Here is a 23,563-nt window from a genome sequence, read left to right as displayed (position 1 = left end):
GCTTAAGCGGTTTCTTTTATGTTATGTCATATTTGTTTTTTATTGCCTCAATAGCTCTGTCTACATCTTTTTCATAAATAAGATATGATATATCAACTTCAGAGGTAGTAACCAGCTTTATCTCAATTCCGTTTGAAGCAAGAATTGTAAAAAGTGCTGCTGCTACTCCGGGTAAATTTTTCATTGATTCTCCATATACTGACAGCTTGGTATTGTCTGAGTCTACTTCGATATTAAGATTGGGAACTACTTTTTTAAAGCTATTTAAAATGCTTAAAGTTTTTACCAGGTCATCGGCTGAAATACTGAAGGAAATATTTATTACTCCTCTATAGGGAGGAGCCTGGCTAATCATATCGATACTTATTTTTTGCTCGGCTATAGAGTTGAAAATATCTGAAATAATCTTCAGGTTGTTTGGAAGATTATCTACAGTAACCAAAGCTACATTATATGTAACAGAAATATCAGTTACAGGATTTTTAGACATATTAACCATCATTCCTTTCAATTCAAAAAATATCTCAGATGCTTTGACAGACTAGGCTTAAGCTGCTGGACGAACTAATTCTGTATTCTTCTTTAATCTTTGCCTATAAGGCTGGCCATATCGTATATTCCCGGTTTTTTATCAAACAGGAACTTTGCCGCTCTCAGAGCTCCTACTGCAAAAATTTCCTTAGACGTAGCCGTATGGTTGATTTCTATTATTTCATCATTGCCGGCGAATATCACAGAGTGATCTCCTACTATTGTTCCACCCCGAACTGCATGTATTCCTATTTCAGTTTTACTTCTCTTTTTCCTACGGGAATGCCTGTCGTACATATACTCATGCTTTTGTTCCAGAACAGTGTTGATTGCATCTGCTATTGCAAGAGCAGTGCCACTTGGAGCATCTACTTTCTGATTATGATGTTTTTCTATTATTTCTATATCAAAATTACTTTCCAGAATTCTTGCCGCCTTTTTTACAAGATCTATAAGCAAGTTTACTCCCAGTGACATGTTGGCGGAAAAGAATACTGGAATCTGTTTGGAAGCAGATTCAAGCATTTTTATATTGCTTTGAGAAAGACCTGTTGTTGCCATGACTAAAGGTATTTTTTTTGATAAGGCAAATTCCAGGAGACTTTCAAAGGCTGCGGGGTTAGAAAAATCTATGATTACATCTACATTTACATCACAACTGCTTATATTAGTGAATACTGGATATGGATTACTGATAGTATTACTAATATCATATCCTGCCGCTATCTTGAGTTCATTATCTTCTGAGGCCAGCCTGGTAATAACCTGACCCATCTTTCCATTGCATCCGCTCATTAATACATTTATCATTTGATATTCACTTCCTTCTTTTAGTTTAATGTGTTTGTTTAGTATTTAGGTAAAAAGTGTAATTTATATACATATTCGAAACACTAAACTTTTAGCTGCAAACAGGACTAGATAAGTCCGTAGTTTTTCAATTCTGCTTTCAGTATTTCAAGGTTTTTCTCACTCATATCCACCAGAGGCATACGGTATTTTCCAACATTCATTCCCATTAGATTCATAGCGGTCTTAACCGGAACAGGACTGACTTCAATAAATAATGCTTTTATCAGATCTAGGGTCTTGAGCTGGAGTTTCCGGCTGCCTTCAATATCACCGCTAAGATATTTTACTACCATATCATGTGTATCCTTCGGTATAATATTTGCCATGACCGAAATTACTCCCTTTCCTCCCATGGACAGGAAGGGTACGACAGCACCATCTTCACCTGAATATATGGCGAAGTTGTCACCGCACAGATTAATAATATCTCCTACCTGAGAAAAATTGCATTCTTTTATAGCAACAATATTTTCTATTTCTGACAGTGCCTTTATCGTTTCGGGACTTATATTCAGATTTGTTCTTGAAGGAACATTATATAATATTGCAGGTATTTTTATACTGTTTGCTATAACTTTAAAATGCTCATACAAACCCTTTTGTGTAGTTTTATTATAGTAAGGTGTTACAGTAAGAATAGCATCCGAACCGACTTCTTCTGCATATTTGCTGAGTTCAATAGCATGACGGGTATCGTTGCTGCCTGTACCGGCAATTACAGGGATTCTTTTATTCACCTTGTCTACTGCAAACTTTATAGCTGATTTATGCTCTTCGTCCGGCATGGTTGAAGCTTCACCTGTAGTTCCGCATATTACGATTGCATCAGTACCTTCCTTGATCTGAAACTCTATAAGTTCTTCAAGTTTGCTAAAATCAATGCCATCATCGGTAAAAGGAGTGACAACAGCTACACAAGAACCTGTAAAGATAGGTTTTCTCATTTTAAACATCCTCTCATTTTGATATAGTTATTTTTCCATATGATAAATAAATAAACTAAAAAAACTGTTGGTATGAAGTACCAACAGTTCAATACAAAACTGACATAATGCTTTGTAAAATGAACAGATAGCGCTCCATCAAGGTATTTGATGACAGTTATACAGCTATTTACTGTAGAACCAGGGGATATATTTATGGGAATATATCCCCTTCGGCGTCTTTCCCTTTTCATATGCTTCGCTAAATCCCATCATTTTCTGCACATGTACTTTTGAAAAACGCACCTCTATCGTATTACTATTATATTTATCAAACTATAAAAAAGTTCTCTTAATTTCATATGGAATTATATGTTTTTATAATAATAACACTTCGGGTAATATGTGTCAAATATTTTGTTTATAAATGAAAATTGTACGCCGATCGTGGGCTTGAGTCGGTTTATGGAGGACAGGTTTATCGATACATTAATGCTGGAAAGGTTGATTCAGGATAGTGCCTAGAACATATGTTACAAAAATATTAAAAAAGAAAAAAACGAAAGGAAAGCATAGTATTTCGTCGAAATATTATATAAGGTGTCATATTAACAAACGAAAACAGATTATTTAGAGTCACTATTTATTTTACATATGATAAACGGAGGTCAAAATGATCAGGTACGTAAAGATAGCATTAGCACTGGTTCTGGTTGTAATAATCATGCTTTCTGGCATGGGCCTATACGCCGCTACCATAACAATACCTGAAAAGGTAAGGGTAGGACTCTTTTACGAGGGCACAGCATTAAGCAGTTTTATTGTCAGTGCTGAAGGGGGACTTCAGATTGGATACTACAAGGACAATAATTTCAATGTTATATATGATCAGCAAGTCAATGAGGAGCTGGCAATCAGAAAAGACAGCTACTATCTGAACAATTCCGGTAAGCTGACAGAGTATAACCCTGCTTCTTCAACAACTTCTGCAGGTGAAAAAATAGGGCCTTTTCATATTCAGGCAGGTGGTGTATACCCGGATTATATTTCTGCAAGTCAACAGGTAGAAATACTTAAACAGGCAGGAATTACTGCATATCCGGTATTTATTGATGCATGGCAGGTATGGACAGGCTTTTACCCGGATCAGATATCTGCTCAGACTGGAATAGCAGCTGTTGAAACAGTAACCGGTACTGGAACATGCAGTGTGGTTCAGCCGGATAACTACAGGGTCGTTATAGAATCAAAATCAGGAAATGTATTGATGGTTTTTGCAAATTCGGTGAATAAGTTACAATTGCATCCGAAAGCAGGTACATCAGGAGAAATATTTAGGGTGAACGGATTAAGATACAGAGGGGATCTGGAGATAAGAAGACTTTCAGGTAGTGATATGACACTTATAAATATTGTACCTTTTGAACAATATGTATATGGGGTAGTACCTGAAGAAATAGAATCATATTCACCGTCAGAGGCACTAAAAGCTCAAGCTGTGGTAGCAAGGACATATGCATTGACACGTATTGGGGGGCATAGTAAATGGAATTTTGATTTATGTCCAAAAACACACTGTCAGATGTATGGGGATCAGAGCGAGGGGAAAGGCGGATATGACGCAGAGAAAGCTGCTGCAAATAAAGCTGTGGATGAAACAAAAGGCAAGATAGTAAAATATAACGGAAGGCCCGCGACTACTGTGTTTTTTGCTTCAAGCGGAGGATGGACAGAAGACGTAGAAAATGTATGGGGTACGGAATACCCTTATTTAAAAAGTGTAGAGGATAAATATGAACCTGATACATCTTCACATTATTACTGGACAAAGACTATAACTGCAGCAAAAATTGCAGAAACTACTAAAAAATCAAAGAGCAGGGATGTTGGGGATGTTACAGGCATAAGCATAAACAAGCTTACTGCTGCTAAAAGGATACTTGAGCTTGAAGTAAAAGGAACAAAAGATAATTATACTTACCCTAGGGAGACATTTAGAACCGCTTTTGGGCTAAGCAGCAATATGTATACTATGACTTCCGATGCAGATGTCACTGTAAAAGCCCTGAATAACACTAAAAGGACAATACAGGCTGGAAACAGGAAGGTAATGACTGCAAATGGAGTTAAGGCTACAGCAGTAAAAGGGAACATTCTTATTATAGGCAAAGATGGCGTCAAAAAAACCGTTCAGGCTGTTCCTGTTAACTACACTTTTACAGGAAAGGGTTGGGGACATGGTGTGGGAATGAGTCAGGAGGGTGCAAAGGGAATGGCTAAGGCAGGTTTCACATATGAGCAGATACTTAAGTATTACTATAAAGATGTAACTGTAGAGTGAAAGTTGCTTATAAAAAAATCAGCTATCTCATATGAGATAGCTGATTTTTTATACTGAATTATTTTATTATAGTAGTAAATGCTTTTGTTTTACGGATACTGGAGAAGGCATCTTCCTTTTTAGCTTTTGCTGCGAAGCTTTTATCCAGTTCTACTGCTTTCTTCAAGCTTAATGTATAAATAATAGTCTTTTAGATCTTTTTCCAGGAGTTTGATATAAAGTTCTTAAGCCTCTTTATATGAGCAATTACTTCTCAGAGAATATGCTTTTCCCTCAAGTGCGCTGGTGTTTGCAGAGTCAAGCTCAATTGCCTTATCGAATGCTTCGATAGCCTCATTGTAATTTGAAATGTTGTTTAGTTCATAGTTTCCTGAAATAAATTGAAATTTACATTGCTGATGCCTTGTAAAAAAATGATATTTAATGTATTATTTAAACGAATATAAAGGTATTGAAGCTCTAAAGGTGTATAAATTATGAATGTAAATGAGTTTAATTATGATTTACCGGAAGAATTGATAGCTCAGGAGCCTATCAAAGACAGAAAAATGTCAAGGCTAATGGTCATGGATAGATATTCGGGACAGATAGAACACAGATTTTTTAAAGACATAACCGGGTATATGAAAAAAGGGGATTGCCTTGTATTAAATGATACCAGGGTAATTCCTGCAAGACTTCTTGGTGAAAAGGAAGGCTCGGGAGGGAAAATTGAGTTTGTCCTTTTAAAAAAAGTAAACGGAGATATTTGGGAAGTAATCCTTAAGCCTGGGAGGAGAGCAAAACCCGGCAGTAGGTTTGTATTCGGAAACGGACTTCTTAAAGCTGAAATAATTGACATTGTTGATGAAGGAAATAGATTGGCGAGATTCGAATATGACGGTGTTTTTGAACAGATCTTGGACATGGTTGGCATAATGCCATTACCTCCATATATAACAAAGCGACTTGAGGATACAGAACGTTATCAGACCGTGTACTCCAAATACAAGGGTTCTGCAGCAGCACCTACTGCAGGTCTGCATTTTACCACGGAACTTCTCGAAGATCTTGAGAACAGGGGAATAAGTATTGCATATGTAACTCTTCATGTGGGTTTAGGTACTTTCAGGCCTGTAAAGGTTGAAAATGTTTTGGAGCATAAAATGCATTCCGAATTTTTTAATATAAACGAAGAAGCATGCATGAAAATAAATAAGGCAAAAGAAAATGGGAAAAGGGTAATAGCTGTAGGGACGACAAGCTGCCGTGTCCTTGAAACGGCAGGTACGGAAGAAGGAAATCTGTATCCTAAAAGCGGATGGACAGATATTTTTATTTACCCCGGCTATAAATTCAAGATAATTGACGGCATGATAACCAATTTTCATCTGCCGGAATCAACTCTGATAATGCTTGTAAGTGCATTTGCAGGAAAAGAAAATGTATTAAATGCCTATAACTTGGCAATAAAAGAGAAGTACAGGTTTTTTAGTTTCGGAGATGCAATGCTGATAAGATAAATAGAAGGATATTAATCACAACTTAACAAGAAAGGAAAAAATATGTCTGCCGTAAGATACGAATTAATCAAAACATGCAAGCAAACAGGTGCCAGACTTGGCCGTGTACATACTCCTCACGGATATTTCGATACTCCTGCATTTATGCCTGTAGGTACTCAGGCTTCTGTAAAAGGCATGTCTCCTGATGAACTGGAAAATATTGAAGCTCAAATAATACTAAGCAATACATATCATTTATATATGCGTCCCGGTAGTGATATAGTGAAGGATGCAGGAGGACTTCATGGGTTTATGAATTGGGACAGGCCGATTTTGACTGACAGTGGGGGTTTTCAGGTATTCAGCCTTGGAGGATTAAGAAGTATTAAAGAAGAAGGGGTTACATTCAAATCTCACATAGATGGTTCAAAACACTTTATTTCCCCGGAAAAAGCTATAGAAATTGAAAATGACCTTGGTGCCGATATAATTATGGCATTTGATGAATGCATACCGTATCCGTGTGAATATAATTATGCAAAGAAATCTCTTGAAAGGACTACCCGGTGGGCAAAAAGATGTAAGGATGCTCATAAAAATACTGAAAAACAGGCTTTGTTCGGAATTGTACAGGGTGGAACATATAAGGATTTGAGAGTTCAAAGTGCAAACGAACTGCTTGAATTGGATTTTCCGGGATATGCTATTGGAGGACTCAGTGTAGGCGAACCTGCAGAAGAAATGTATGAGATGCTGGATGTGACTGTCCCGCTGTTGCCCAAAGACAGACCAAGATACCTTATGGGAGTCGGGAGTCCTGATTATCTTGTAGAAGGCGCTATACGAGGTATAGATATGTTTGATTGTGTCCTTCCGACAAGAATAGGAAGAAATGGAACTGTAATGACAAGCAGGGGAAGATTGATAGTGAGAGATGCAAAATATGCAAGAGATTACTCTCAAATGGATCCGGAATGTGACTGTTATGCATGCAGAAACTTTTCAAGAGCCTATATAAGGCATTTGATAAAAGCTAATGAAGTATTGGGAATAAGGCTTACTACCTGGCATAACCTGAGGTTCCTTCTGAATCTTATGAAAAAGGTCAGACAGGCAATAGCTGATGACAGGCTTGCAGACTTCAGAAATGAATTTTTTAGTGCATTCGGTTATAAATAATGGTAATATAGTGTCTAAATTAACTTGTTGATATGAGTTAACTTAACGTGTTGCGAAAGATAAATTTTATTCCTTGAACTGGTGCTGTGAGTATAAGACACTGCTAAATTCAGCTCGGGGCAAATCAGACTCACTCCGTTCAGACATTGATTTGCCGTATCCTAGCTTGGATATATAGTCTTTATAACCTCTTTGCATATGTTCCATACATAAAATTTTAGTATTATCGCAACGAGTTAATTTAATATAGGAATAAGAAAATATATGAAGGAGGTTTTTTATGGAACAACTAATTACTTTTCTGCCACTTGTACTGATGTTTGGTATAATGTATGTGATTCTTATTCTTCCACAGAGAAGAAGAGAAAAGAAAACCAGGGAAATGCTTGATGCCCTTAAGGTAGGGGAAAACATCACTACTATAGGAGGTATCATGGGAAAGGTAATAAACATTAAAGATGATGAGATAACAATCGAGTCAGGTATTGAAAAAACTAAGATAAAAGTAAAAAGATGGGCAATCAAGGAAGTAGAAAAATTGGTTGAAGCTTAATAAAAGGATAAAGTGCTTTGTAAGAATAAATACTTACAGAGCTTTTATTTTTATAGGCCTTGTATATGAATGCGGTAAAAATCATGTGAAGCCTTGAATCATTTAGTTCTAACTTAATTACACTCCAAATAGACTTATACTATAGCATGAAGCGATAAGATTTCAAATACCGATAAAATCATACTTCATTCAACACTATGGAGTCAGGAAATCTATATCGTGTATAAATTGTAGTTAACATGGGGGTGTTGTTTATGGATAAGCAGGCAAATCAGGGACTGACTAATTCTATAAAAAACAGAATGGATATGATGTCAATAATTAAGGGTTTAGTTATTGCCTATGCTTTTACTTTGCCTACTTTTTTCTTGTTTTCTTTGATATTGTCTTATACCGATTTCCCGGATAAGTATATTACAACCGTAGTAATCATAATTACAGTAATGAGTATACTGATAGCCGGTATGGTTTCCAGCAGGAATGTGGGAAGCAAAGGCTGGTTGAATGGTGCAATTGTCGGCTTTATATATGTATTAGTATTATACTTTCTGAGCAGTATTATCTTAAGAGATATAAGCATTAACAGGAGTGTGATATCAATGACTGCTATCGGAATTCTGGCCGGGTCTATAGGCGGCATAGTCGGGATAAATATAAAAGCAAATTCACGTGTCAGAAGTAGGGGTGGAAGACGTTGAAGCGGTGTAAATTATAATAAATTTGACAAAAATTCTTTTCAATTAAGTTGCTATATGCTATAATTTGTTATGCTATAAAACTATAATTCATATTCTGCAAAAATGTATGGGAGGAAGAACAATGAAACATATTAAGACAATAAATGGAACAACATTAAAAGACAGTATGCACAACAGCGGATGCGGAGAATGTCAAACTTCATGCCAGTCTGCATGCAAAACATCATGTACTGTAGCAAATCAGAGCTGTGAAAAGAAATAATGATTTAAGCTATAAATATTACAAATGTACATAATTAAAGTGGAAAGTGAATGTAATTATTACTCACTTTCCACTTTTTTAGCGATGAAGATCTGAAACACTTCATTAATAATATAGTGTTGGGGGATTAGAATGATACATAAATTCAAAATGTATGGAACAAACATTGTTGCTGATGTAAATAGCGGAGCTGTACATATATTTGACGACATTTCTTATGATGTTCTTGATTATTACAAGCAATATAACTTCGAAGAAATTGTTGACATACTTTCTGAAAAGTATAACAGTCTTCAGATAAAAGAAGCATTGTCTGAAATAAATGAGCTGGTAAAAGAAGGACAGCTATATTCATCAGATGAGTACAAGGACATACTGCCTTTGGTAAACAAAAAAGCAGTAGTAAAAGCTTTGTGTTTGCATGTATCACATGACTGTAACCTCAGATGCAAATACTGTTTTGCATCCACAGGAGATTTTGGGGGTCAGAGAACGGTTATGAGCCCTGAAACAGGTAAAAAAGCAATTGATTTGCTTATCAGAAAATCAGGCAACAGAAGAAATCTGGAGATAGATTTTTTTGGCGGAGAGCCATTAATGAACTTTGAAACCGTAAAAGAAATAGTTACATATGCAAGAAGTAAAGAGCAGGAATATAGCAAAAATTTCAGATTTACAATAACAACTAATGCACTGTTATTAAATGAAGAAAATAAGAAGTATATAAATGAAAACATGGGAAATGTTGTCTTGAGCCTTGATGGACGGGAAAAAACCAATGATAATATGCGATACAGAGTAGACGGCTCAGGTTCGTACAGTACTATTTTACCAAAGATAAAGGATATGGCCGAGTCAAGAAACCAGGATAATTACTACGTGAGAGGAACATTTACGAGGGAAAACCTTGATTTTTCCAGCGATGTTCTTCACCTTGCAGATGAAGGCTTTAAACAAGTGTCGGTTGAGCCGGTGGTTGCAGCAAAGGATTCGGGATTTGACCTTAGGGAAGAGGATTTGCCTTTACTATTCAACGAATATGAAAAACTGGCTAAGGAATATGTAGATAGGGAAAAGCAGGGCAAAGGCTTTAACTTTTTTCATTTTATGATCGACTTAAGCCAGGGACCATGTGTTACAAAAAGACTTAGTGGCTGTGGATCGGGTCATGAATATATAGCCATCACTCCTGAAGGTGATGTATATCCATGTCATCAGTTTGTAGGGATGGATGATTTTAAAATGGGTAATGTCAATGAGGGAATTATTGATATCAAAATCCAGGATAGATTCAAAAAATCAAACATTTATACAAAGGAAGAATGCAAAGAATGCTGGGCGAAATTTTACTGCAGCGGAGGATGTGCGGCCAATGCATACCAGTTCAATAACGATATCGATATACCCTATAAGGTAGGCTGCGAGCTTGAGAAAAAAAGGGTGGAATGCGCCCTGTGGATTAAAGCACAGGAGCTATAGCAGAAATTTCTGTGCTTATTTATTAGTGAGCAAGGAGTAGTTATGATATATAATTATAAAGAACATTCCCCAAAGATTCATGATACATGTTTTATAGCACCTGGCAGCTTTGTTATCGGACAAGTAGTTATAGGGAAATACTCAAGTGTATGGTATAACACGGTTATAAGGGGAGATACCGCAGCCATCAGTATTGGTGAGAATACAAATATCCAGGATAATAGTACTCTTCACTGCATAAAGAATACCTGTATAAAAATCGGGGATAATGTTACGATAGGCCATGGCTCTGTTCTCCATAGTTGCGTTATCGGCAATGAAAGCTTGATAGGTATAGGAGCAATTATATTGGACAAAGCAAGGGTGGGAAATAATTGCCTGATAAGTGCAGGTGCTGTTGTCACACCCAGGATGGAAATTCCTGACTGCTCTTTGGTTATGGGAAGCCCGGCAAGAGTGAAACGCACGCTCACAGAGGAAGAGATCAAAAAAATAAAAAACAGTTCGGAGGAATATGTAAGACTGGCTGATGAGTATAAGAACCCGTAATATTTTTCTATAAAAATCTTTTTACTGCTAACAATATTGTAATAAGCAAAAAAAGAATTTGAGAGGAAGAATTGCAGATTTGATTAGTTTAAAAGAAGTAAGTGAAAACGATGAAGTCAAAGCATTTATGGAAATAGCTGAAAAACAGCTTGAAATTAAGGGATATACAGAGCACTCCTTCCGCCATGTAGGTCTTGTATCAAAGAATGCAGGAAATATAATGAGAGATCTGGGATTCGATGAAAGAGAAACAGAACTTGCCAGAATAGCAGGATATCTGCATGACATAGGCAATGCTATCAACAGGACTGACCATGCTCATTCAGGTGCTATAATGGCTTATAACATCCTGATCAAAATGGGTATGGAGTACAAGGAAGCAGCAGAAATCATGCTTGCAATAGGAAACCATGATGAAAATACCGGAATGGCTGTAAGCAATATTTCAGCTGCACTGGTGCTTGCAGACAAGTCTGATGTACACAGAAGCAGGGTCAGAAACAATGATATTTCGACTTTCGATATACATGACAGAGTCAACTATGCTGTTGAGAGCTCGCGTATATATGTCGATAAGGCTAACGATACGGCCATTCTGGAGTTGGAGATTGATACGAAGATTTGTCCTGTAATGGACTATTTTGAAATATTTCTTACAAGAATGACAATGAGTAGAAGAGCGGCAGCATTTTTAAATCTGAATTTTCAATTAGTCATTAATGGCAACCGTTTGCTATAAAAGGCTTAATATAACATCTGATTAGTATTGACTCGTCCTATCTATAGTTATATAATATCGTCATGCGGACAAGAAAAAAAAGGGGGAATTTTACAAATGAGAGGCAGCAACGGGGTTAAATTCTTTCTGGTTATTCTAATAATCGGACTCTTAACCTATGCAGTAGGCTTTGGTGTGCCTGCTTTAGGAATTGAAGATGTAAATAACTTAAGGTTTGGTACCGATATAAGAGGTGGTATCTCCACTACATTATATCCTGATCTTAAGGAAGGTGTGAAACCTACTGAAAAGGAACTTGCGTCAGCAAGGACAGTTATTGAAAAAAGACTTGATGCACAAGGTATTTATGATAGAAACATAACAACAGAAAATGAAAATGGAAGAATAATAGTTGAAATTCCATATAAACCAGGAGAAAAGGATTTTAATCCACAAAAAGCTGTGGATCAGATAGGAAAAACTGCTCTGTTGACTTTTCAAGAGGTTGACGAAAGTTTAGTAGATGAAAAGGGAAACTATAAACCGACAAAAAAGATTGTTATTGAAGGTAAGCATGTAAATGATGCCGGTGTCGGTACAGACCCTCAGACAGGACAGGTAGTAGTAACACTTGATTTGAACGGTGAAGGCAGGACTAGATTTGCAGAAGCTACGGGCAGACTCTTAAATCAACGTATAGGTATATTCATGGATGATACGCTTATAGTTGCTCCGCAGGTCAGTGCTCATATTACCGATGGTAAAGCGATAATCAACGGGCAGCGCGATGCTAAGGAAGCAGGGGAGTTAGCCGCAACAATAAGAGCAGGTTCACTTCCGTTCAGGTTGATAGCCAAAGATTTGAACTCAATAACACCTACGCTTGGAGAAGGTGCTCTTAAGGTAACTGTGACAGCTGGTATTTTTGCATTTATATTGATTGCATTCTTTATGTTGATATATTACAGATTACCTGGATTATTTGCAAATATTGCACTTTTTGGTCTTGTGATATTCCAGCTTCTGGTTCTCTCCCTACTGGATTATTCTATAACACTGCCCGGTATCGCTGGTATCATACTCTCGATAGGTATGGGCGTAGATGCAAATGTTATTATCTTTGAAAGAATAAGAGAAGAGTTAAGGAACGGTAAAACATTAAGAGCATCCATAGATGTGGGATTCAAAAGAGCTTTTTCTGCTATTCTTGATTCAAATGTAACAACTATGATTTCAGCAGCAGTTTTATACTGGCTTGGCACCGGACCGATAAAAGGTTTTGCTGTAACTCTGTTCCTCGGAGTTTTATTAAGCTTCGTGACAGCCATAACTGCTTCAAGAATCATGCTGAAGACAGCAGCTAACTTCGATATTACTAAGCACCGTTGGCTATATGGTGTGAAGGAGGTGCAGAAATGATAGATTTTTACAGTAAGAGGAAATACTTCTTTGTCTTTTCAATATTGTTGATGCTTTCTGGTTTGGCCGGTATTCTGATTAATGGATTACAGCTTGATATACAGTTCCAGGGCGGAACCTTATTGCAAATAGAAATGAGCGATGAAAAATATGAAACTGCAGATATTGAGACAACTTTAGGGAAAGCAATAGGTAAAAAATTCACTGCACAAAAAATGCAGACATATAACCCTGACGATGCTAAGAAGAAGATAAATATGTTACAATTAAGGCTTTCAAAAGAGGATACATTGACCGGGGAACAGATGAACCAGGTTGTTGATATTCTTAAGAAGGATTATAAGGTAAAGCAGGATGCGCAAATGCAGATACAGAGCGTAGCTCCGTTTATTGGAGAGGAAATGCTGAGAAAAGGTGTACTAGCTGCAGTAATAGCATCAATTCTGATAGTAATATATGTATGGTGGAGATTCAGTGTTATATCAGGATTGTCGGCAGCGGTGTTTGCCAACCTGGCTTTATTGCATGACGGATTGGTTATGTTCGCGGTTTATACGATATTCAAACTACCTCTGAATGAATCTTTCCTCGCTGCGGTATTGACGATACTAGGATTTTCAATAAATGACACTATAGTAATATACGATAGGATAAGAGAGAACACAAAGATGCTGAGAAAATTGCCATATTCACAGTTGGTTAATACCAGTGTGACCCAGACTATGGCAAGATCAATTAATACTACAGTAACAGTAATGATATCAGTTGTTACACTGTATATATTTGCATCCATTAACAACATCCAGTCAGTTAAGGAATTCAGTTTTCCATTAATTGTCGGTCTCTTAAGCGGTACTTATTCGACAATATTTATAGCAAGTCCTTTATGGGCTATGTGGCAAGAGGCTAAAGTTAAGAAAAGGGCGGCTGGAAAAGCTGCTTAATGAAAAGGGCGGACTAGAATCCGCCCTTTTTGTATGTCTACAGTTAATGTAATTATCCCCGAAAGACTGACTTTGTAAGTTTATATTAATACAATCTGTAATTTTAATGTAATATACTAAATGGGGATAAAGTCTTGAATAAAAAAAAGTATTGTGGTAATATTATCTAAACGGTGGTATCAAAACGGACTGGAAATTTCCATAGCCAAAGAACCATACGTAATGTATTTTAAGTTTTAGTTTAATCTATAGCATCTGCTTTGATCCGAAAAAAAGTCGATCGGGAAAATCTGATTACTTAAAATGGACAGGGACAGGAAGCCTAATAATAAACATATTATTTATTTGAAATGATAAAGTTGCGCAGTATTTCTCATGTTTCTTATACATAATAGGCCAATCCTGTAATGGGTTGGTCTATTTTTATTTTCGAAGGGAACAGGCTTTGTAAGTGAAATAATACATGAAACGGAGGCAGGAAGATGAATAAGTTTACAGTAGCTGACTTCAATAAATCTAAAAAGAACGGAAAGAAGATAACGATGCTTACTGCATATGATTATCCTACCGCTAAAATTCTGGATGAATCGGGAATAGACACAATACTGGTTGGAGATTCTCTTGGAATGGTTGTATTAGGCTATGAGGATACAGTAAGAGTTACAATGGATGACATGCTGCACCACATAAAAGCAGTAACCAGAGGAGCAACCAGGGCAATGGTTGTAGGAGATATGCCGTTTTTATCCTATCATACTGGAAAGTATGAAAGTGTAAAAAATGCAGGAAGGCTTATGAGTGAAGGCGGATGCAGAGCTGTAAAGCTTGAGGGTGGAATAGAGGTAATTGAAGATATAAAAAGTATAATAAGTGCAGGTATACCGGTTATGGGACATTTAGGTTATACGCCGCAATCGGTGAATATTTTCGGCGGACACAAGGCACAGGGAAAAACATATGAAACTGCACAGAAGATTTATAGGGATGCACTTGAGCTTCAATCAGCCGGAGTTTTTGCTATTGTACTGGAATGTGTACCATACAGAGTAGCAGAATTCATCAGCAATAGGCTTGAAATACCGACAATCAGTATTGGCTCGGGAGCCGGATGTGATGGGCAGGTTCTTGTTACACCGGATATCTTGGGTATGTTCAGGGATTTTACTCCAAAGCATACAAAGAAATATGCAGATATGGGTGCAGCTCTGATAGAGGCAGTTAAGTCCTATATAAATGAAGTTGAGAGTGGTGTTTTCCCAACAGAAAAGAACTCTTTTATTGTAGATGATGAAGTTATAAAACGTTTGGAAAAAGAATGCTGATTTAGGAGAGTATATATATGAGGATTATTGAAACAATAAACGACTTGAAGGCTATAGTCAGAACCCGGAAAAAGGAGGGTAAATCTATTGGACTTGTTCCAACCATGGGATACCTGCATGAAGGGCATACATCTTTGATTAAAGCATCAAAGCATGACAATGACTTTACTGTCTTAAGTATTTATGTTAATCCTACTCAATTTGGAGTAAATGAGGATTTCAGCAAATACCCGAGGGATATGGACAGGGATTCTAAAATAGCGGAAGAAGCCGGTGTAGATGTGATATTTGCTCCTTCAGACAAGGAGATGTATCCTGAGGATTATAAGAGCTATGTAACAGTTGAGGGGATTACCGAAAAGTTATGTGGCAAATCCAGGCCCGGGCATTTCAAGGGCGTTACTACAGTTGTTGCAAAGCTTTTTAATATAGTAGAACCGGATAACGCATACTTTGGACAGAAGGATGCCCAACAGGTAATTGTCGTTAAGAAAATGGTTAAAGATTTAAACATGAATTTGAAAATAGTTATCTGCCCGATTATAAGGGAACAGGATGGACTGGCTATGAGTTCCAGGAATGTATATCTGGGAAAAGAAGAGCGTAAAGCTGCTTTAGTATTATCACGGTCATTGGTTGAGGTCGAAGGAATCATTAAGGATGGGGAAAGAAGCGGAGAAAAGGTTATAGAGTACTTAAAGAGCAGAATAATGTCTGAAAAGATTGCAAATGTAGATTATATAAGCGTAGTTGATGCTGAAAGTCTTGAAGAGGTAAATACAATTAAGAAAAAGACACTGATAGCACTAGCAGTGAAGTTTGGCAATACAAGGCTGATCGATAATGTAATTGTGGAGGTATAGGAATGTTCATAAACCTGATGAAGTCAAAGATACATCGTGCAAGAGTCACTGAAGCAAATCTTAATTATGTTGGCAGCATAACTATAGATGAAAATCTAATGGATGCTGCAGATATTATGAAAAATGAAAAAGTGCAGATAGTTAACAACAATAATGGAAACAGGTTTGAAACATACGTAATACCTGGAGAACGCGGTAGCGGAATGATTTGTCTGAATGGTGCCGCTGCCAGGTTGGTACACCCGGGGGATGTTATCATAATCATATCTTATGGATTGTTTGATAGAAAAGAAGCTAGTGAATTTGTACCCAGGATAATTTTCGTAAACGATAAAAACACAATTGTTGATATAAAAAATGCTGAAGAGCATGGACAGATAATCAATTATGATCATAACTAATGAAAAATAAGCCAGCCTCTATGTAAAGGCCGGCTTTATTTTTTATTGAATACATAGTCTATCAGAAGTCCACCTACTATCACTTCAGCAAGAATAATAAAACTGTTTTTTATTACGGATGTAGCTATAAACTCATAATATGAGTCATAACTAAAATGTACCCTGTTTAGAAAAATCATTACCGTTCCAAGTGTCAGCAATAACAAACAAAGCTGTGTACCGCGCTTGATTACTGTTTTTGTGAAAGAATTAAGCCTGTAAAACTCAGTAAATATTTTTTGAATACCTTTGTTCATACATCTAAGCCCCCTTTCGGATAATAATATAGTTATGCTGTTGGAATAACTACTATATGTTAACATAATGTTGATATACCATCAATGTAAAAAGTTTACCATACGAACTCGCCTAGTATTGAAATTGATTCACTTTTTCCCGGGTTGGTCTAACATTTTTAAAATCTTCTGCGAATATGCCATGTTAATAAGATGCTAAACCAGTATTGTTAATCACGTAAAGGAAATAATAGGTAAATAATAGAAATAATAAAAATTATAGTATATTTTTATTTTTGTTTTTAAACATATGTGCTATAATTTTTTTAAACAAATCTACAAAATGCCTCAAAAAAATGATAAACCAATATTTATTCGATTTAATCATTTTAAAAAGCCAAGGGTGAAGAAATGAGAAAAGTATTTGTGAGTGTAATAGACTGCTATCCGGGTATGAAAATGGCTGAGACCATATTTAATGAGTATGGAGCTGTGATTGTTGCTGAAAATACTATACTTGATGCACACCTGATAAAAAAACTCGATAATCTGGGTTTTTTGAAAGTTAAAATATATGAACAATCTGCTGATATTCTATTGACTGGCGATGCAGAGCTTTTCAAAGCACAGTACAATGAGAATATAGACATAGCAAAATCAATATTGCACGATATTTCTATAGGGAAAAACATTAATATAGAGGCGGTAAACAATGTATCAGAATCAACTATAATAAGAATAAATGAAAACAGGGACATAGTGGGTTGCATAAATGAGATAAGGGGTGTGGATGAATATACATATACGCACAGTGTAAATGTTTCTTTATTATGCATGCTGATAGGAAAATGGCTTAAGCTTGACATAGATAAGATAAAGCTGCTTATTCAAGCAGGACTTTTACATGACCTGGGTAAAAGTAAAATATCTCCGGAAATAATAAACAAACCAGGTCCGCTGACAACTGAAGAATTTGCTGAAATGAAGAAGCACACCACCCTTGGATACCGGTTATTAGAAAGTACTAATAAATTTAGTAAAGATATATGTTTGGGAGTTTTGATGCATCATGAGAGAGAAGATGGCACGGGTTACCCCATGGGAGTAAAAGGATCACAAATACATGAATTTGCTAAAATAATAGCAGTAGCCGACATATATGATGCTATGACTTCAAACAGAGCGTATAGGGGGAAGGAATCACCTTTTGAGGTTCTTGAGCTTATGGAAAAAAACACTTTTGGAATATTGGATATGCGTGTAATAAGTGTTTTCCTGAATAACATAGCAGCTTACTATATAGGTGATTTTGTGGTTTTAAATACCGGAGAGACAGGAGAAATCATATACATAAATCCTAGATACATATCGAAGCCATTAGTAAAATGCGGAAGCAAATATATAGACTTAAGTGTTGACAGCAGAATCAAAATTCTCGAATTAAAATGAATTATTATATATTATTTTAAGTTAATTACTTGTAAAATGTTTTTTTGTTTTAGTACAAAAATCGACAAATGGATATATCAAAAAACATATATAATCAAAATATTTATAGAGATTTGTCGAAATACGGAAAACATAAGCTATTTCCCGCGAAACTTTTTAATAGCCAGCTTAAAAGCAATATTATATAATTGAGTTGAAAAAAGTTAGGGGGGAATTCAGATGGTAAATAGACTGATAGAAAAAAGAATTGAGTTAATACCGGATGAACACATAATCGGTTTCAAATCTCCTATGAAATTAGAATATTATTTGATAGAAAGTAAACTTGATGATATGGACGAGCTATCCGGAAAAAAAGTATATGGAATAGAAATAATTAAAAAAGTTGATGGAATGAAGGATGAAGTGAAGGCAGTAAAAAATCTATCCTGCAATATCGAAAAGACTAAAGACCTTTTTGAAAAAATGGTTAAGAATTTCGTTACTCCGATAGGATTACCTTTTATTCTTGATGATATGATAGGAACTTAGCATAAATCCCGGTAGGGTCAAAATTTTGATCACCCCGGGTTTTTTATTGTCCAAAAAGCGGGTACGTATAGTTCCTGTAATCTATGCCACAATAGACTTTTAGGTATAATCCGAAATTCCATGGGCAGCAAAATAATAAATTCTTTTGTAAGTACCGGTCTGAAATAAAAAAGTATCTTAAAACTAAAATATTGAGTTCACTACTTCTATTGTTTACCAAACTCAGGTATATTCAATCAATTCGAAGTCAGTTATATTTCCTGTTTACGTATAAAACTGTAAAAAACATGCAAGACTATTACTGGATTTTATATACAGGTATAGGTTTTAAGGATGTAAGCTGATTTTGAATATCTTAATTTTGCATGAATCAAAATAGCTATTCAAAAATAAAATAATTTTTATTTTAAGAAGGGAAAATAATATTTTATGTAGAATATAAATTTCGTTCAGTTTATGTTTTGCTCCAAATGTGAATCAGGTTTTGTTCTCATCTCATAAGGAACGAGATGAGATTTTGTTTTGAGTGCTTTAAAATTTTAATTTTATTTAATAAAAAAGAAGGATTATTAACAAATATGTCGAACAAATATTAAATGAAATTACGAAAGCATAAAAATATACAATAAAGGAAATATGTATCTAAGGATATGAAATGTATAATTATCCCGAAGAAATTATTGAAGAAGTCAGGTTAAATAATGATATAGTTGATGTTGTATCGGAGTACGTCCGGTTGGAGAGGAAAGGCAAAGACTTTTTTGGGCTGTGCCCTTTTCATAAGGAAAAGACTCCTTCATTCAGTGTTGTTTCCACAAAACAGATATTTTACTGTTTTGGGTGTGGAAAAGGTGGAAATGTAATAAATTTTGTAATGAATGCAGAAAATTTGGATTTTATAGAGGCGGTTAAGCATCTAGCCGACAGGGCGCATATACAACTTCCTGAAGGTGAAAGCAGTGAAGAAATAGAGAGAGCCAGAATAAAGCAGGAGATTTTGAAAATAAATACTGAAGCTGCACGTTTTTTTTTCAATAATCTAAATAACTCTGCCGGAGAAAATGCGCGTCAGTATCTAAAAAGAAGAAAAATAAGTGAACACACTATAAGAAGGTTTGGATTAGGGTATTCTCTGGAAGATTGGGATTCACTATATAAGTATTTGGTAGAAAAAGGATTTGATATTTCCCAAATTAAGCAAAGTGGTTTAATACTATCAAATAAAAACGGTGGCTATTGTGATAGATTCAGGGGGAGAGTAATTTTCCCCATATTTGATATTAGGGGCAATGTAATAGGTTTCGGCGGTAGGGTGTTGGATTCATCACTGCCAAAGTATATGAATTCCCCTGAAACGCTTGTATATAATAAAGGTAGAAACCTGTATGCATTAAATATTGCAAAAAATTCAGGTGAAAAAAGATTAGTTATTGTAGAAGGCTATATGGATGTTATATCACTTCATCAGAGTGGAATAATAAATTCTGTAGCTTCTCTGGGTACTGCTCTTACAGAAAGTCAGGGAAGAATACTTAAAAAGTATGCAGAAGAAGTAATTATTTCATATGATGCAGATACGGCAGGACAGGCTGCTACACTCAGGGGATTGGAATTGTTGAGTGATATCGGCTGCAATGTAAAAGTGCTGATAATTCCTCAGGGTAAGGATCCTGATGAATTTATCAGCAAAAATGGTCCGGAAGAATTCAAGAAGCTGATAGACAAAGCATTGTCACTTGTAGAATATAAAATTAGGATTTTGAAAAATCAAATAAATACTGAAAGTATTGAAGGGACAATTACATTTTTAAATAAGGTAGCAGAACTTTTATCAAAGGTTGATAACCTGGTTGAAAGAGAAATGTATTTAAAAAAGATTTCTAAGGATTATAACGTTTCCGAAGAGTCGCTAAGGGCTGAGATATATAAAAGAGTAAAACCCAAGACAAGCTTCAGGCAAACTGCTGCAATTCAAAGTAACTTTAAGGTTAATAAGGACAAAGGCAGTGAAATAGGCGTTGATAATAAAATTGACAAAGATGAAAAAATGATTTTAGCACTTTTATGTATTGATAACAGTATTTACAGCTTAGTTAAAGATTCGATTTCCATTAATGATTTTAGTCAAGGAAATAACAAAAGTTTAGCAGAAATTGTGTTTGAAAGATTGGGGAATAATAAAACAATAGTTGCAGCAGAGCTACTTAATGCACAAGTAAATATTGACTCAAATGAATATGCTAAAGTAATAAATGAAGTAAACAGTATTGATGATACTCGAAAAGCTATAGCAGAAAAAATAAGAAGCTTTAAACTGTTAAAAATAGAAAAAAGACAGAAGGAAATACTTGAAGCCCTGAAGAATGAAGAGAGACTAGAAAAAGGAGATGTTGAGAAATTAAAAGCGGAGTTAAATTCGCTTCTTATGAAGCGGAAAATGATATGAATACCAATCCTGTCATTGCAAAAAAATACATCAATAAATCAGCTACTAAAGTACTACGAGAAAGGAGGGGGAACAGATGAAGCCAATTAATGAAAACAGAAAAGCAATATTGAAAGAACTGGTTGAAAAAGGAAAGTCAAAGGGCATGCTGACATATAAGGAAATAATGGATGCCTTTGAAGATATAGAACTGGAACCGGATCAGATAGAAAAAATATATGAAACTGTTGAAAATATGGGTATTGACGTAGTAGGTGATATTGAGGCCGAAATGGAAGATATTCAGCTTACTGAGGAAGACCTTAATATTACTATCCCTGAAGGCATAAGCATAGATGATCCTGTTAGGATGTATCTTAAAGAAATAGGGAAAGTACCCCTTTTATCTGCAGATGAAGAAATAGATCTGGCTCAAAGAATGGAAAAAGGAGATGCTGAAGCTAAAAGAAGATTAGCTGAAGCAAATCTTAGACTTGTTGTGAGTATAGCAAAGAGATATGTGGGTAGAGGTATGCTGTTCCTTGATTTGATTCAGGAAGGTAATTTAGGTCTTATCAAGGCTGTAGAAAAATTCGATTACAGAAAAGGGTACAAGTTTAGTACTTATGCTACTTGGTGGATAAGACAAGCTATAACCAGAGCTATCGCTGATCAGGCAAGGACAATAAGAATACCTGTCCATATGGTTGAAACAATAAATAAGTTAATAAGGGTATCAAGACAGTTACTACAGGAATTGGGAAGAGAACCGCAACCGGAAGAAATAGCAAAAGAAATGAATATGTCTGTGGACAGAGTACGTGAAATCATGAAAATTTCGCAAGAGCCTGTCTCTTTAGAAACTCCGATAGGTGAGGAGGAAGATAGTCATCTTGGAGACTTCATACCGGATGATGATGCGCCTGCACCTGCTGAAGCGGCTGCATTCACACTGCTGAAGGAACAGCTTATTGATGTTTTGGATACGCTTACAGCCAGAGAGGAAAAGGTATTGAGATTAAGGTTCGGATTGGATGATGGAAGAGCGAGAACCTTAGAGGAAGTTGGTAAGGAATTTAATGTAACTAGGGAAAGAATTCGTCAGATAGAAGCAAAAGCATTAAGAAAACTAAGACATCCAAGCAGAAGTAAAAAACTAAAGGATTACTTAGATTAAAACTCGAATAATATCGAGTTTTTTTTATTGTCTGAACTAAGAGTTCAACTATTTCGCCATATTTCTATTCGTTGAAACGCTTCATAGTATATTTTTTCAGCATAAATAAAAGATAACCCTAGCAGAAAAAGACAAAAGCAAAACGTGCGCCAGATATATTGCACTTTTTTGAACAAAAAAATTCCCGTACATTTGTTAGCGGAATGTAACGGGACTTAGGGGAGTACTCTAATCTAAAACTAGATTACATATTACATGTATATATACAGGTAATACTAATATACTCATATTTATAATACATAAAATGTCGAATAAAATCAATATACTGCGCATAAAAATTATTCGACAAAAGTTGTTAAATACTAAAAAAAGTGATTTTTTATGTATAGCTAAATTATGACACGGATAAAAAGTCCGTGAGAAGAAAAAATAACTTCATATCTTGATAAAAAAGCTTATAAAGATATGAACAAACTGATAAAAAGAAGTACTTTATAGCCATGAAAACTGTGTATCAATTACTTGCCGGAAAAAGGAGTGTTAACTATGGAACATGATGAAATGAATAGAAATGAAGTTGAATATACTACTTATGATAGACTTCTTAGAGCGTGGGAAAATTCAATGGAGCTTGTTAGAGATTTTGAAATGTATTCAAAAAGAATTGAAGATACTGAGATAAAAGAAATATTCAAAAAGTTTGCAGAAGATGAAGGAAAGCATGCAACAAAATTCAGAGAATTACTGCTTGTATATAGAGATAAAAGGGTTCAGTAAATCCTTCATTATGTAATTCGACACTGAGAAAAACCGAGATATACGGATATTATAAACGTAAATATTAGTAATATGAAGATAATTTGATGAAAATAGTCTAATAGACAAATTCTGATATTGACCAAGTACTGTCTCATCAGTATAATATTATATGTGTCTAGGCTAAGTCAACAGGCGAAAGGCAGTAAGCGGCGGTCTTATAGTCTATGCTTACATACAGTGTAGATCAGGATCACATAATTAATAGCCTGTGATTTAAAACCTGGAAGTTATATTCCTCAATAGCTCAGTCGGTAGAGCATGCGGCTGTTAACCGCAGGGTCGTAGGTTCGAGTCCTACTTGAGGAGCCATTTGGGCCTTTAGCTCAGTTGGTTAGAGCAACCGGCTCATAACCGGTTGGTCCGGGGTTC

23 protein-coding genes, 1 tRNA gene and 1 riboswitch are annotated in these 23,563 nt (G+C 35.6%); of the genes, 20 read left to right on the top strand and 4 right to left on the bottom strand.

The window, feature by feature from the left end:
• Positions 1 to 16: 16 nt before the first annotated feature.
• From N3I35_09090 to dapA, 3 genes are all read right to left on the bottom strand, one after another.
• Entirely contained in the window at positions 17 to 490 is a 474-nt protein-coding gene (locus N3I35_09090; GenBank protein MCX8130239.1) for an ACT domain-containing protein, read from the bottom strand.
• A gap of 92 nt (positions 491 to 582) precedes the next feature.
• Positions 583 to 1,341 carry a 4-hydroxy-tetrahydrodipicolinate reductase gene (dapB, locus tag N3I35_09085; protein MCX8130238.1) on the bottom strand — a complete coding sequence of 253 codons (759 nt, stop codon included), beginning with the start codon at positions 1,339 to 1,341 and terminating at the stop codon, positions 583 to 585.
• A gap of 107 nt (positions 1,342 to 1,448) precedes the next feature.
• Entirely contained in the window at positions 1,449 to 2,327 is an 879-nt protein-coding gene (dapA, locus tag N3I35_09080; protein ID MCX8130237.1) for a 4-hydroxy-tetrahydrodipicolinate synthase, read from the bottom strand.
• 120 nt (positions 2,328 to 2,447) lie between these two features.
• Positions 2,448 to 2,625, bottom strand: a riboswitch (Lysine riboswitch).
• Positions 2,626 to 2,979: 354 nt separating this feature from the next.
• On the opposite strand from dapA, the gene N3I35_09075 reads away from it, so the two are divergent.
• The 14 genes from N3I35_09075 (at position 2,980) to N3I35_09010 (ending at position 16,518) form a co-directional block, all read left to right on the top strand.
• Positions 2,980 to 4,647 carry a SpoIID/LytB domain-containing protein gene (locus N3I35_09075; protein ID MCX8130236.1) on the top strand — a complete coding sequence of 556 codons (1,668 nt, stop codon included), beginning with the start codon at positions 2,980 to 2,982 and terminating at the stop codon, positions 4,645 to 4,647.
• A 476-nt stretch (positions 4,648 to 5,123) separates the two neighbouring features.
• Complete coding sequence (gene queA, locus N3I35_09070) at positions 5,124 to 6,149, top strand: tRNA preQ1(34) S-adenosylmethionine ribosyltransferase-isomerase QueA (GenBank protein MCX8130235.1); 1,026 nt, start codon at positions 5,124 to 5,126, stop codon at positions 6,147 to 6,149.
• A 42-nt stretch (positions 6,150 to 6,191) separates the two neighbouring features.
• Positions 6,192 to 7,310, top strand: a complete 1,119-nt coding sequence (tgt, locus tag N3I35_09065; GenBank protein MCX8130234.1) for a tRNA guanosine(34) transglycosylase Tgt — start codon at positions 6,192 to 6,194, stop codon at positions 7,308 to 7,310.
• A 280-nt stretch (positions 7,311 to 7,590) separates the two neighbouring features.
• Positions 7,591 to 7,863, top strand: coding sequence for a preprotein translocase subunit YajC (gene yajC / locus N3I35_09060; GenBank protein ID MCX8130233.1), 273 nt, complete (start codon positions 7,591 to 7,593; stop codon positions 7,861 to 7,863).
• 254 nt (positions 7,864 to 8,117) lie between these two features.
• Positions 8,118 to 8,561: a TIGR04086 family membrane protein gene (locus N3I35_09055; protein ID MCX8130232.1), complete on the top strand. Its 444-nt coding sequence runs from the start codon at positions 8,118 to 8,120 to the stop codon at positions 8,559 to 8,561.
• A gap of 121 nt (positions 8,562 to 8,682) precedes the next feature.
• A complete protein-coding gene (scfA, locus tag N3I35_09050; GenBank protein MCX8130231.1) occupies positions 8,683 to 8,823 on the top strand; it encodes a six-cysteine ranthipeptide SCIFF in 141 nt (46 codons plus the stop codon).
• Between the two features lie 132 nt (positions 8,824 to 8,955).
• On the top strand, positions 8,956 to 10,302 hold the full coding sequence (gene scfB, locus N3I35_09045) for a thioether cross-link-forming SCIFF peptide maturase (GenBank protein MCX8130230.1): 1,347 nt from the start codon (positions 8,956 to 8,958) through the stop codon (positions 10,300 to 10,302).
• Positions 10,303 to 10,344: 42 nt separating this feature from the next.
• Positions 10,345 to 10,851: a gamma carbonic anhydrase family protein gene (locus N3I35_09040; protein ID MCX8130229.1), complete on the top strand. Its 507-nt coding sequence runs from the start codon at positions 10,345 to 10,347 to the stop codon at positions 10,849 to 10,851.
• Positions 10,852 to 10,978: 127 nt separating this feature from the next.
• Entirely contained in the window at positions 10,979 to 11,590 is a 612-nt protein-coding gene (locus N3I35_09035) for an HD domain-containing protein (protein ID MCX8130228.1), read from the top strand.
• Between the two features lie 96 nt (positions 11,591 to 11,686).
• Positions 11,687 to 12,988: a protein translocase subunit SecD gene (gene secD, locus N3I35_09030; GenBank protein MCX8130227.1), complete on the top strand. Its 1,302-nt coding sequence runs from the start codon at positions 11,687 to 11,689 to the stop codon at positions 12,986 to 12,988.
• Complete coding sequence (gene secF, locus N3I35_09025; protein ID MCX8130226.1) at positions 12,985 to 13,932, top strand: protein translocase subunit SecF; 948 nt, start codon at positions 12,985 to 12,987, stop codon at positions 13,930 to 13,932. The genes secD and secF overlap by 4 nt, the downstream gene beginning before the upstream one ends.
• A gap of 482 nt (positions 13,933 to 14,414) precedes the next feature.
• Complete coding sequence (gene panB / locus N3I35_09020) at positions 14,415 to 15,254, top strand: 3-methyl-2-oxobutanoate hydroxymethyltransferase (GenBank protein MCX8130225.1); 840 nt, start codon at positions 14,415 to 14,417, stop codon at positions 15,252 to 15,254.
• 17 nt (positions 15,255 to 15,271) lie between these two features.
• On the top strand, positions 15,272 to 16,117 hold the full coding sequence (gene panC, locus N3I35_09015) for a pantoate--beta-alanine ligase (GenBank protein MCX8130224.1): 846 nt from the start codon (positions 15,272 to 15,274) through the stop codon (positions 16,115 to 16,117).
• A gap of 2 nt (positions 16,118 to 16,119) precedes the next feature.
• Positions 16,120 to 16,518: an aspartate 1-decarboxylase gene (locus N3I35_09010; GenBank protein ID MCX8130223.1), complete on the top strand. Its 399-nt coding sequence runs from the start codon at positions 16,120 to 16,122 to the stop codon at positions 16,516 to 16,518.
• Positions 16,519 to 16,553: 35 nt separating this feature from the next.
• Here N3I35_09010 and N3I35_09005 read toward each other — a convergent pair whose 3' ends face one another.
• The gene (locus N3I35_09005) at positions 16,554 to 16,814 is read right to left on the bottom strand and encodes a hypothetical protein (protein MCX8130222.1); all 261 of its coding nucleotides are present in this window, start codon (positions 16,812 to 16,814) and stop codon (positions 16,554 to 16,556) included.
• 390 nt (positions 16,815 to 17,204) lie between these two features.
• Here N3I35_09005 and N3I35_09000 point away from each other — a divergent pair, with 390 nt between their 5' ends.
• From N3I35_09000 to N3I35_08975, 6 genes are all read left to right on the top strand, one after another.
• Positions 17,205 to 18,242, top strand: a complete 1,038-nt coding sequence (locus tag N3I35_09000; GenBank protein MCX8130221.1) for an HD-GYP domain-containing protein — start codon at positions 17,205 to 17,207, stop codon at positions 18,240 to 18,242.
• Between the two features lie 219 nt (positions 18,243 to 18,461).
• On the top strand, positions 18,462 to 18,773 hold the full coding sequence (locus tag N3I35_08995) for a DUF6514 family protein (GenBank protein ID MCX8130220.1): 312 nt from the start codon (positions 18,462 to 18,464) through the stop codon (positions 18,771 to 18,773).
• A gap of 655 nt (positions 18,774 to 19,428) precedes the next feature.
• Positions 19,429 to 21,219: a DNA primase gene (gene dnaG, locus N3I35_08990; protein ID MCX8130219.1), complete on the top strand. Its 1,791-nt coding sequence runs from the start codon at positions 19,429 to 19,431 to the stop codon at positions 21,217 to 21,219.
• Between the two features lie 76 nt (positions 21,220 to 21,295).
• Entirely contained in the window at positions 21,296 to 22,375 is a 1,080-nt protein-coding gene (gene rpoD / locus N3I35_08985) for an RNA polymerase sigma factor RpoD (protein MCX8130218.1), read from the top strand.
• A gap of 561 nt (positions 22,376 to 22,936) precedes the next feature.
• Positions 22,937 to 23,152: a rubrerythrin gene (locus N3I35_08980; protein MCX8130217.1), complete on the top strand. Its 216-nt coding sequence runs from the start codon at positions 22,937 to 22,939 to the stop codon at positions 23,150 to 23,152.
• A 275-nt stretch (positions 23,153 to 23,427) separates the two neighbouring features.
• A tRNA-Asn gene (locus N3I35_08975) sits at positions 23,428 to 23,503 on the top strand.
• Positions 23,504 to 23,563 lie beyond the last annotated feature (60 nt).

This window comes from Clostridia bacterium, from assembly GCA_026414765.1.
Classification (GTDB): domain Bacteria; phylum Bacillota; class Clostridia; order Acetivibrionales; family DSM-27016; genus SKW86.
The sequence above is the reverse complement of the archived record's forward strand: the minus strand, read 5'-3'. Positions and strand labels throughout refer to the sequence as shown.

Bases quoted from the DNA above. Each gene is read 5' to 3' on its own strand.
- N3I35_09090 (MCX8130239.1), bottom strand. From the start codon at position 490: ATGTCTAAAAATCCTGTAACTGATATTTCTGTTACATATAATGTAGCT.
- dapB (MCX8130238.1), bottom strand. From the start codon at position 1,341: ATGATAAATGTATTAATGAGCGGATGCAATGGAAAGATGGGTCAGGTT.
- dapA (MCX8130237.1), bottom strand. From the start codon at position 2,327: ATGAGAAAACCTATCTTTACAGGTTCTTGTGTAGCTGTTGTCACTCCT.
- N3I35_09075 (MCX8130236.1), top strand. From the start codon at position 2,980: ATGATCAGGTACGTAAAGATAGCATTAGCACTGGTTCTGGTTGTAATA.
- queA (MCX8130235.1), top strand. From the start codon at position 5,124: ATGAATGTAAATGAGTTTAATTATGATTTACCGGAAGAATTGATAGCT.
- tgt (MCX8130234.1), top strand. From the start codon at position 6,192: ATGTCTGCCGTAAGATACGAATTAATCAAAACATGCAAGCAAACAGGT.
- yajC (MCX8130233.1), top strand. From the start codon at position 7,591: ATGGAACAACTAATTACTTTTCTGCCACTTGTACTGATGTTTGGTATA.
- N3I35_09055 (MCX8130232.1), top strand. From the start codon at position 8,118: ATGGATAAGCAGGCAAATCAGGGACTGACTAATTCTATAAAAAACAGA.
- scfA (MCX8130231.1), top strand. From the start codon at position 8,683: ATGAAACATATTAAGACAATAAATGGAACAACATTAAAAGACAGTATG.
- scfB (MCX8130230.1), top strand. From the start codon at position 8,956: ATGATACATAAATTCAAAATGTATGGAACAAACATTGTTGCTGATGTA.
- N3I35_09040 (MCX8130229.1), top strand. From the start codon at position 10,345: ATGATATATAATTATAAAGAACATTCCCCAAAGATTCATGATACATGT.
- N3I35_09035 (MCX8130228.1), top strand. From the start codon at position 10,979: ATGGAAATAGCTGAAAAACAGCTTGAAATTAAGGGATATACAGAGCAC.
- secD (MCX8130227.1), top strand. From the start codon at position 11,687: ATGAGAGGCAGCAACGGGGTTAAATTCTTTCTGGTTATTCTAATAATC.
- secF (MCX8130226.1), top strand. From the start codon at position 12,985: ATGATAGATTTTTACAGTAAGAGGAAATACTTCTTTGTCTTTTCAATA.
- panB (MCX8130225.1), top strand. From the start codon at position 14,415: ATGAATAAGTTTACAGTAGCTGACTTCAATAAATCTAAAAAGAACGGA.
- panC (MCX8130224.1), top strand. From the start codon at position 15,272: ATGAGGATTATTGAAACAATAAACGACTTGAAGGCTATAGTCAGAACC.
- N3I35_09010 (MCX8130223.1), top strand. From the start codon at position 16,120: ATGTTCATAAACCTGATGAAGTCAAAGATACATCGTGCAAGAGTCACT.
- N3I35_09005 (MCX8130222.1), bottom strand. From the start codon at position 16,814: ATGAACAAAGGTATTCAAAAAATATTTACTGAGTTTTACAGGCTTAAT.
- N3I35_09000 (MCX8130221.1), top strand. From the start codon at position 17,205: ATGAGAAAAGTATTTGTGAGTGTAATAGACTGCTATCCGGGTATGAAA.
- N3I35_08995 (MCX8130220.1), top strand. From the start codon at position 18,462: ATGGTAAATAGACTGATAGAAAAAAGAATTGAGTTAATACCGGATGAA.
- dnaG (MCX8130219.1), top strand. From the start codon at position 19,429: ATGTATAATTATCCCGAAGAAATTATTGAAGAAGTCAGGTTAAATAAT.
- rpoD (MCX8130218.1), top strand. From the start codon at position 21,296: ATGAAGCCAATTAATGAAAACAGAAAAGCAATATTGAAAGAACTGGTT.
- N3I35_08980 (MCX8130217.1), top strand. From the start codon at position 22,937: ATGAATAGAAATGAAGTTGAATATACTACTTATGATAGACTTCTTAGA.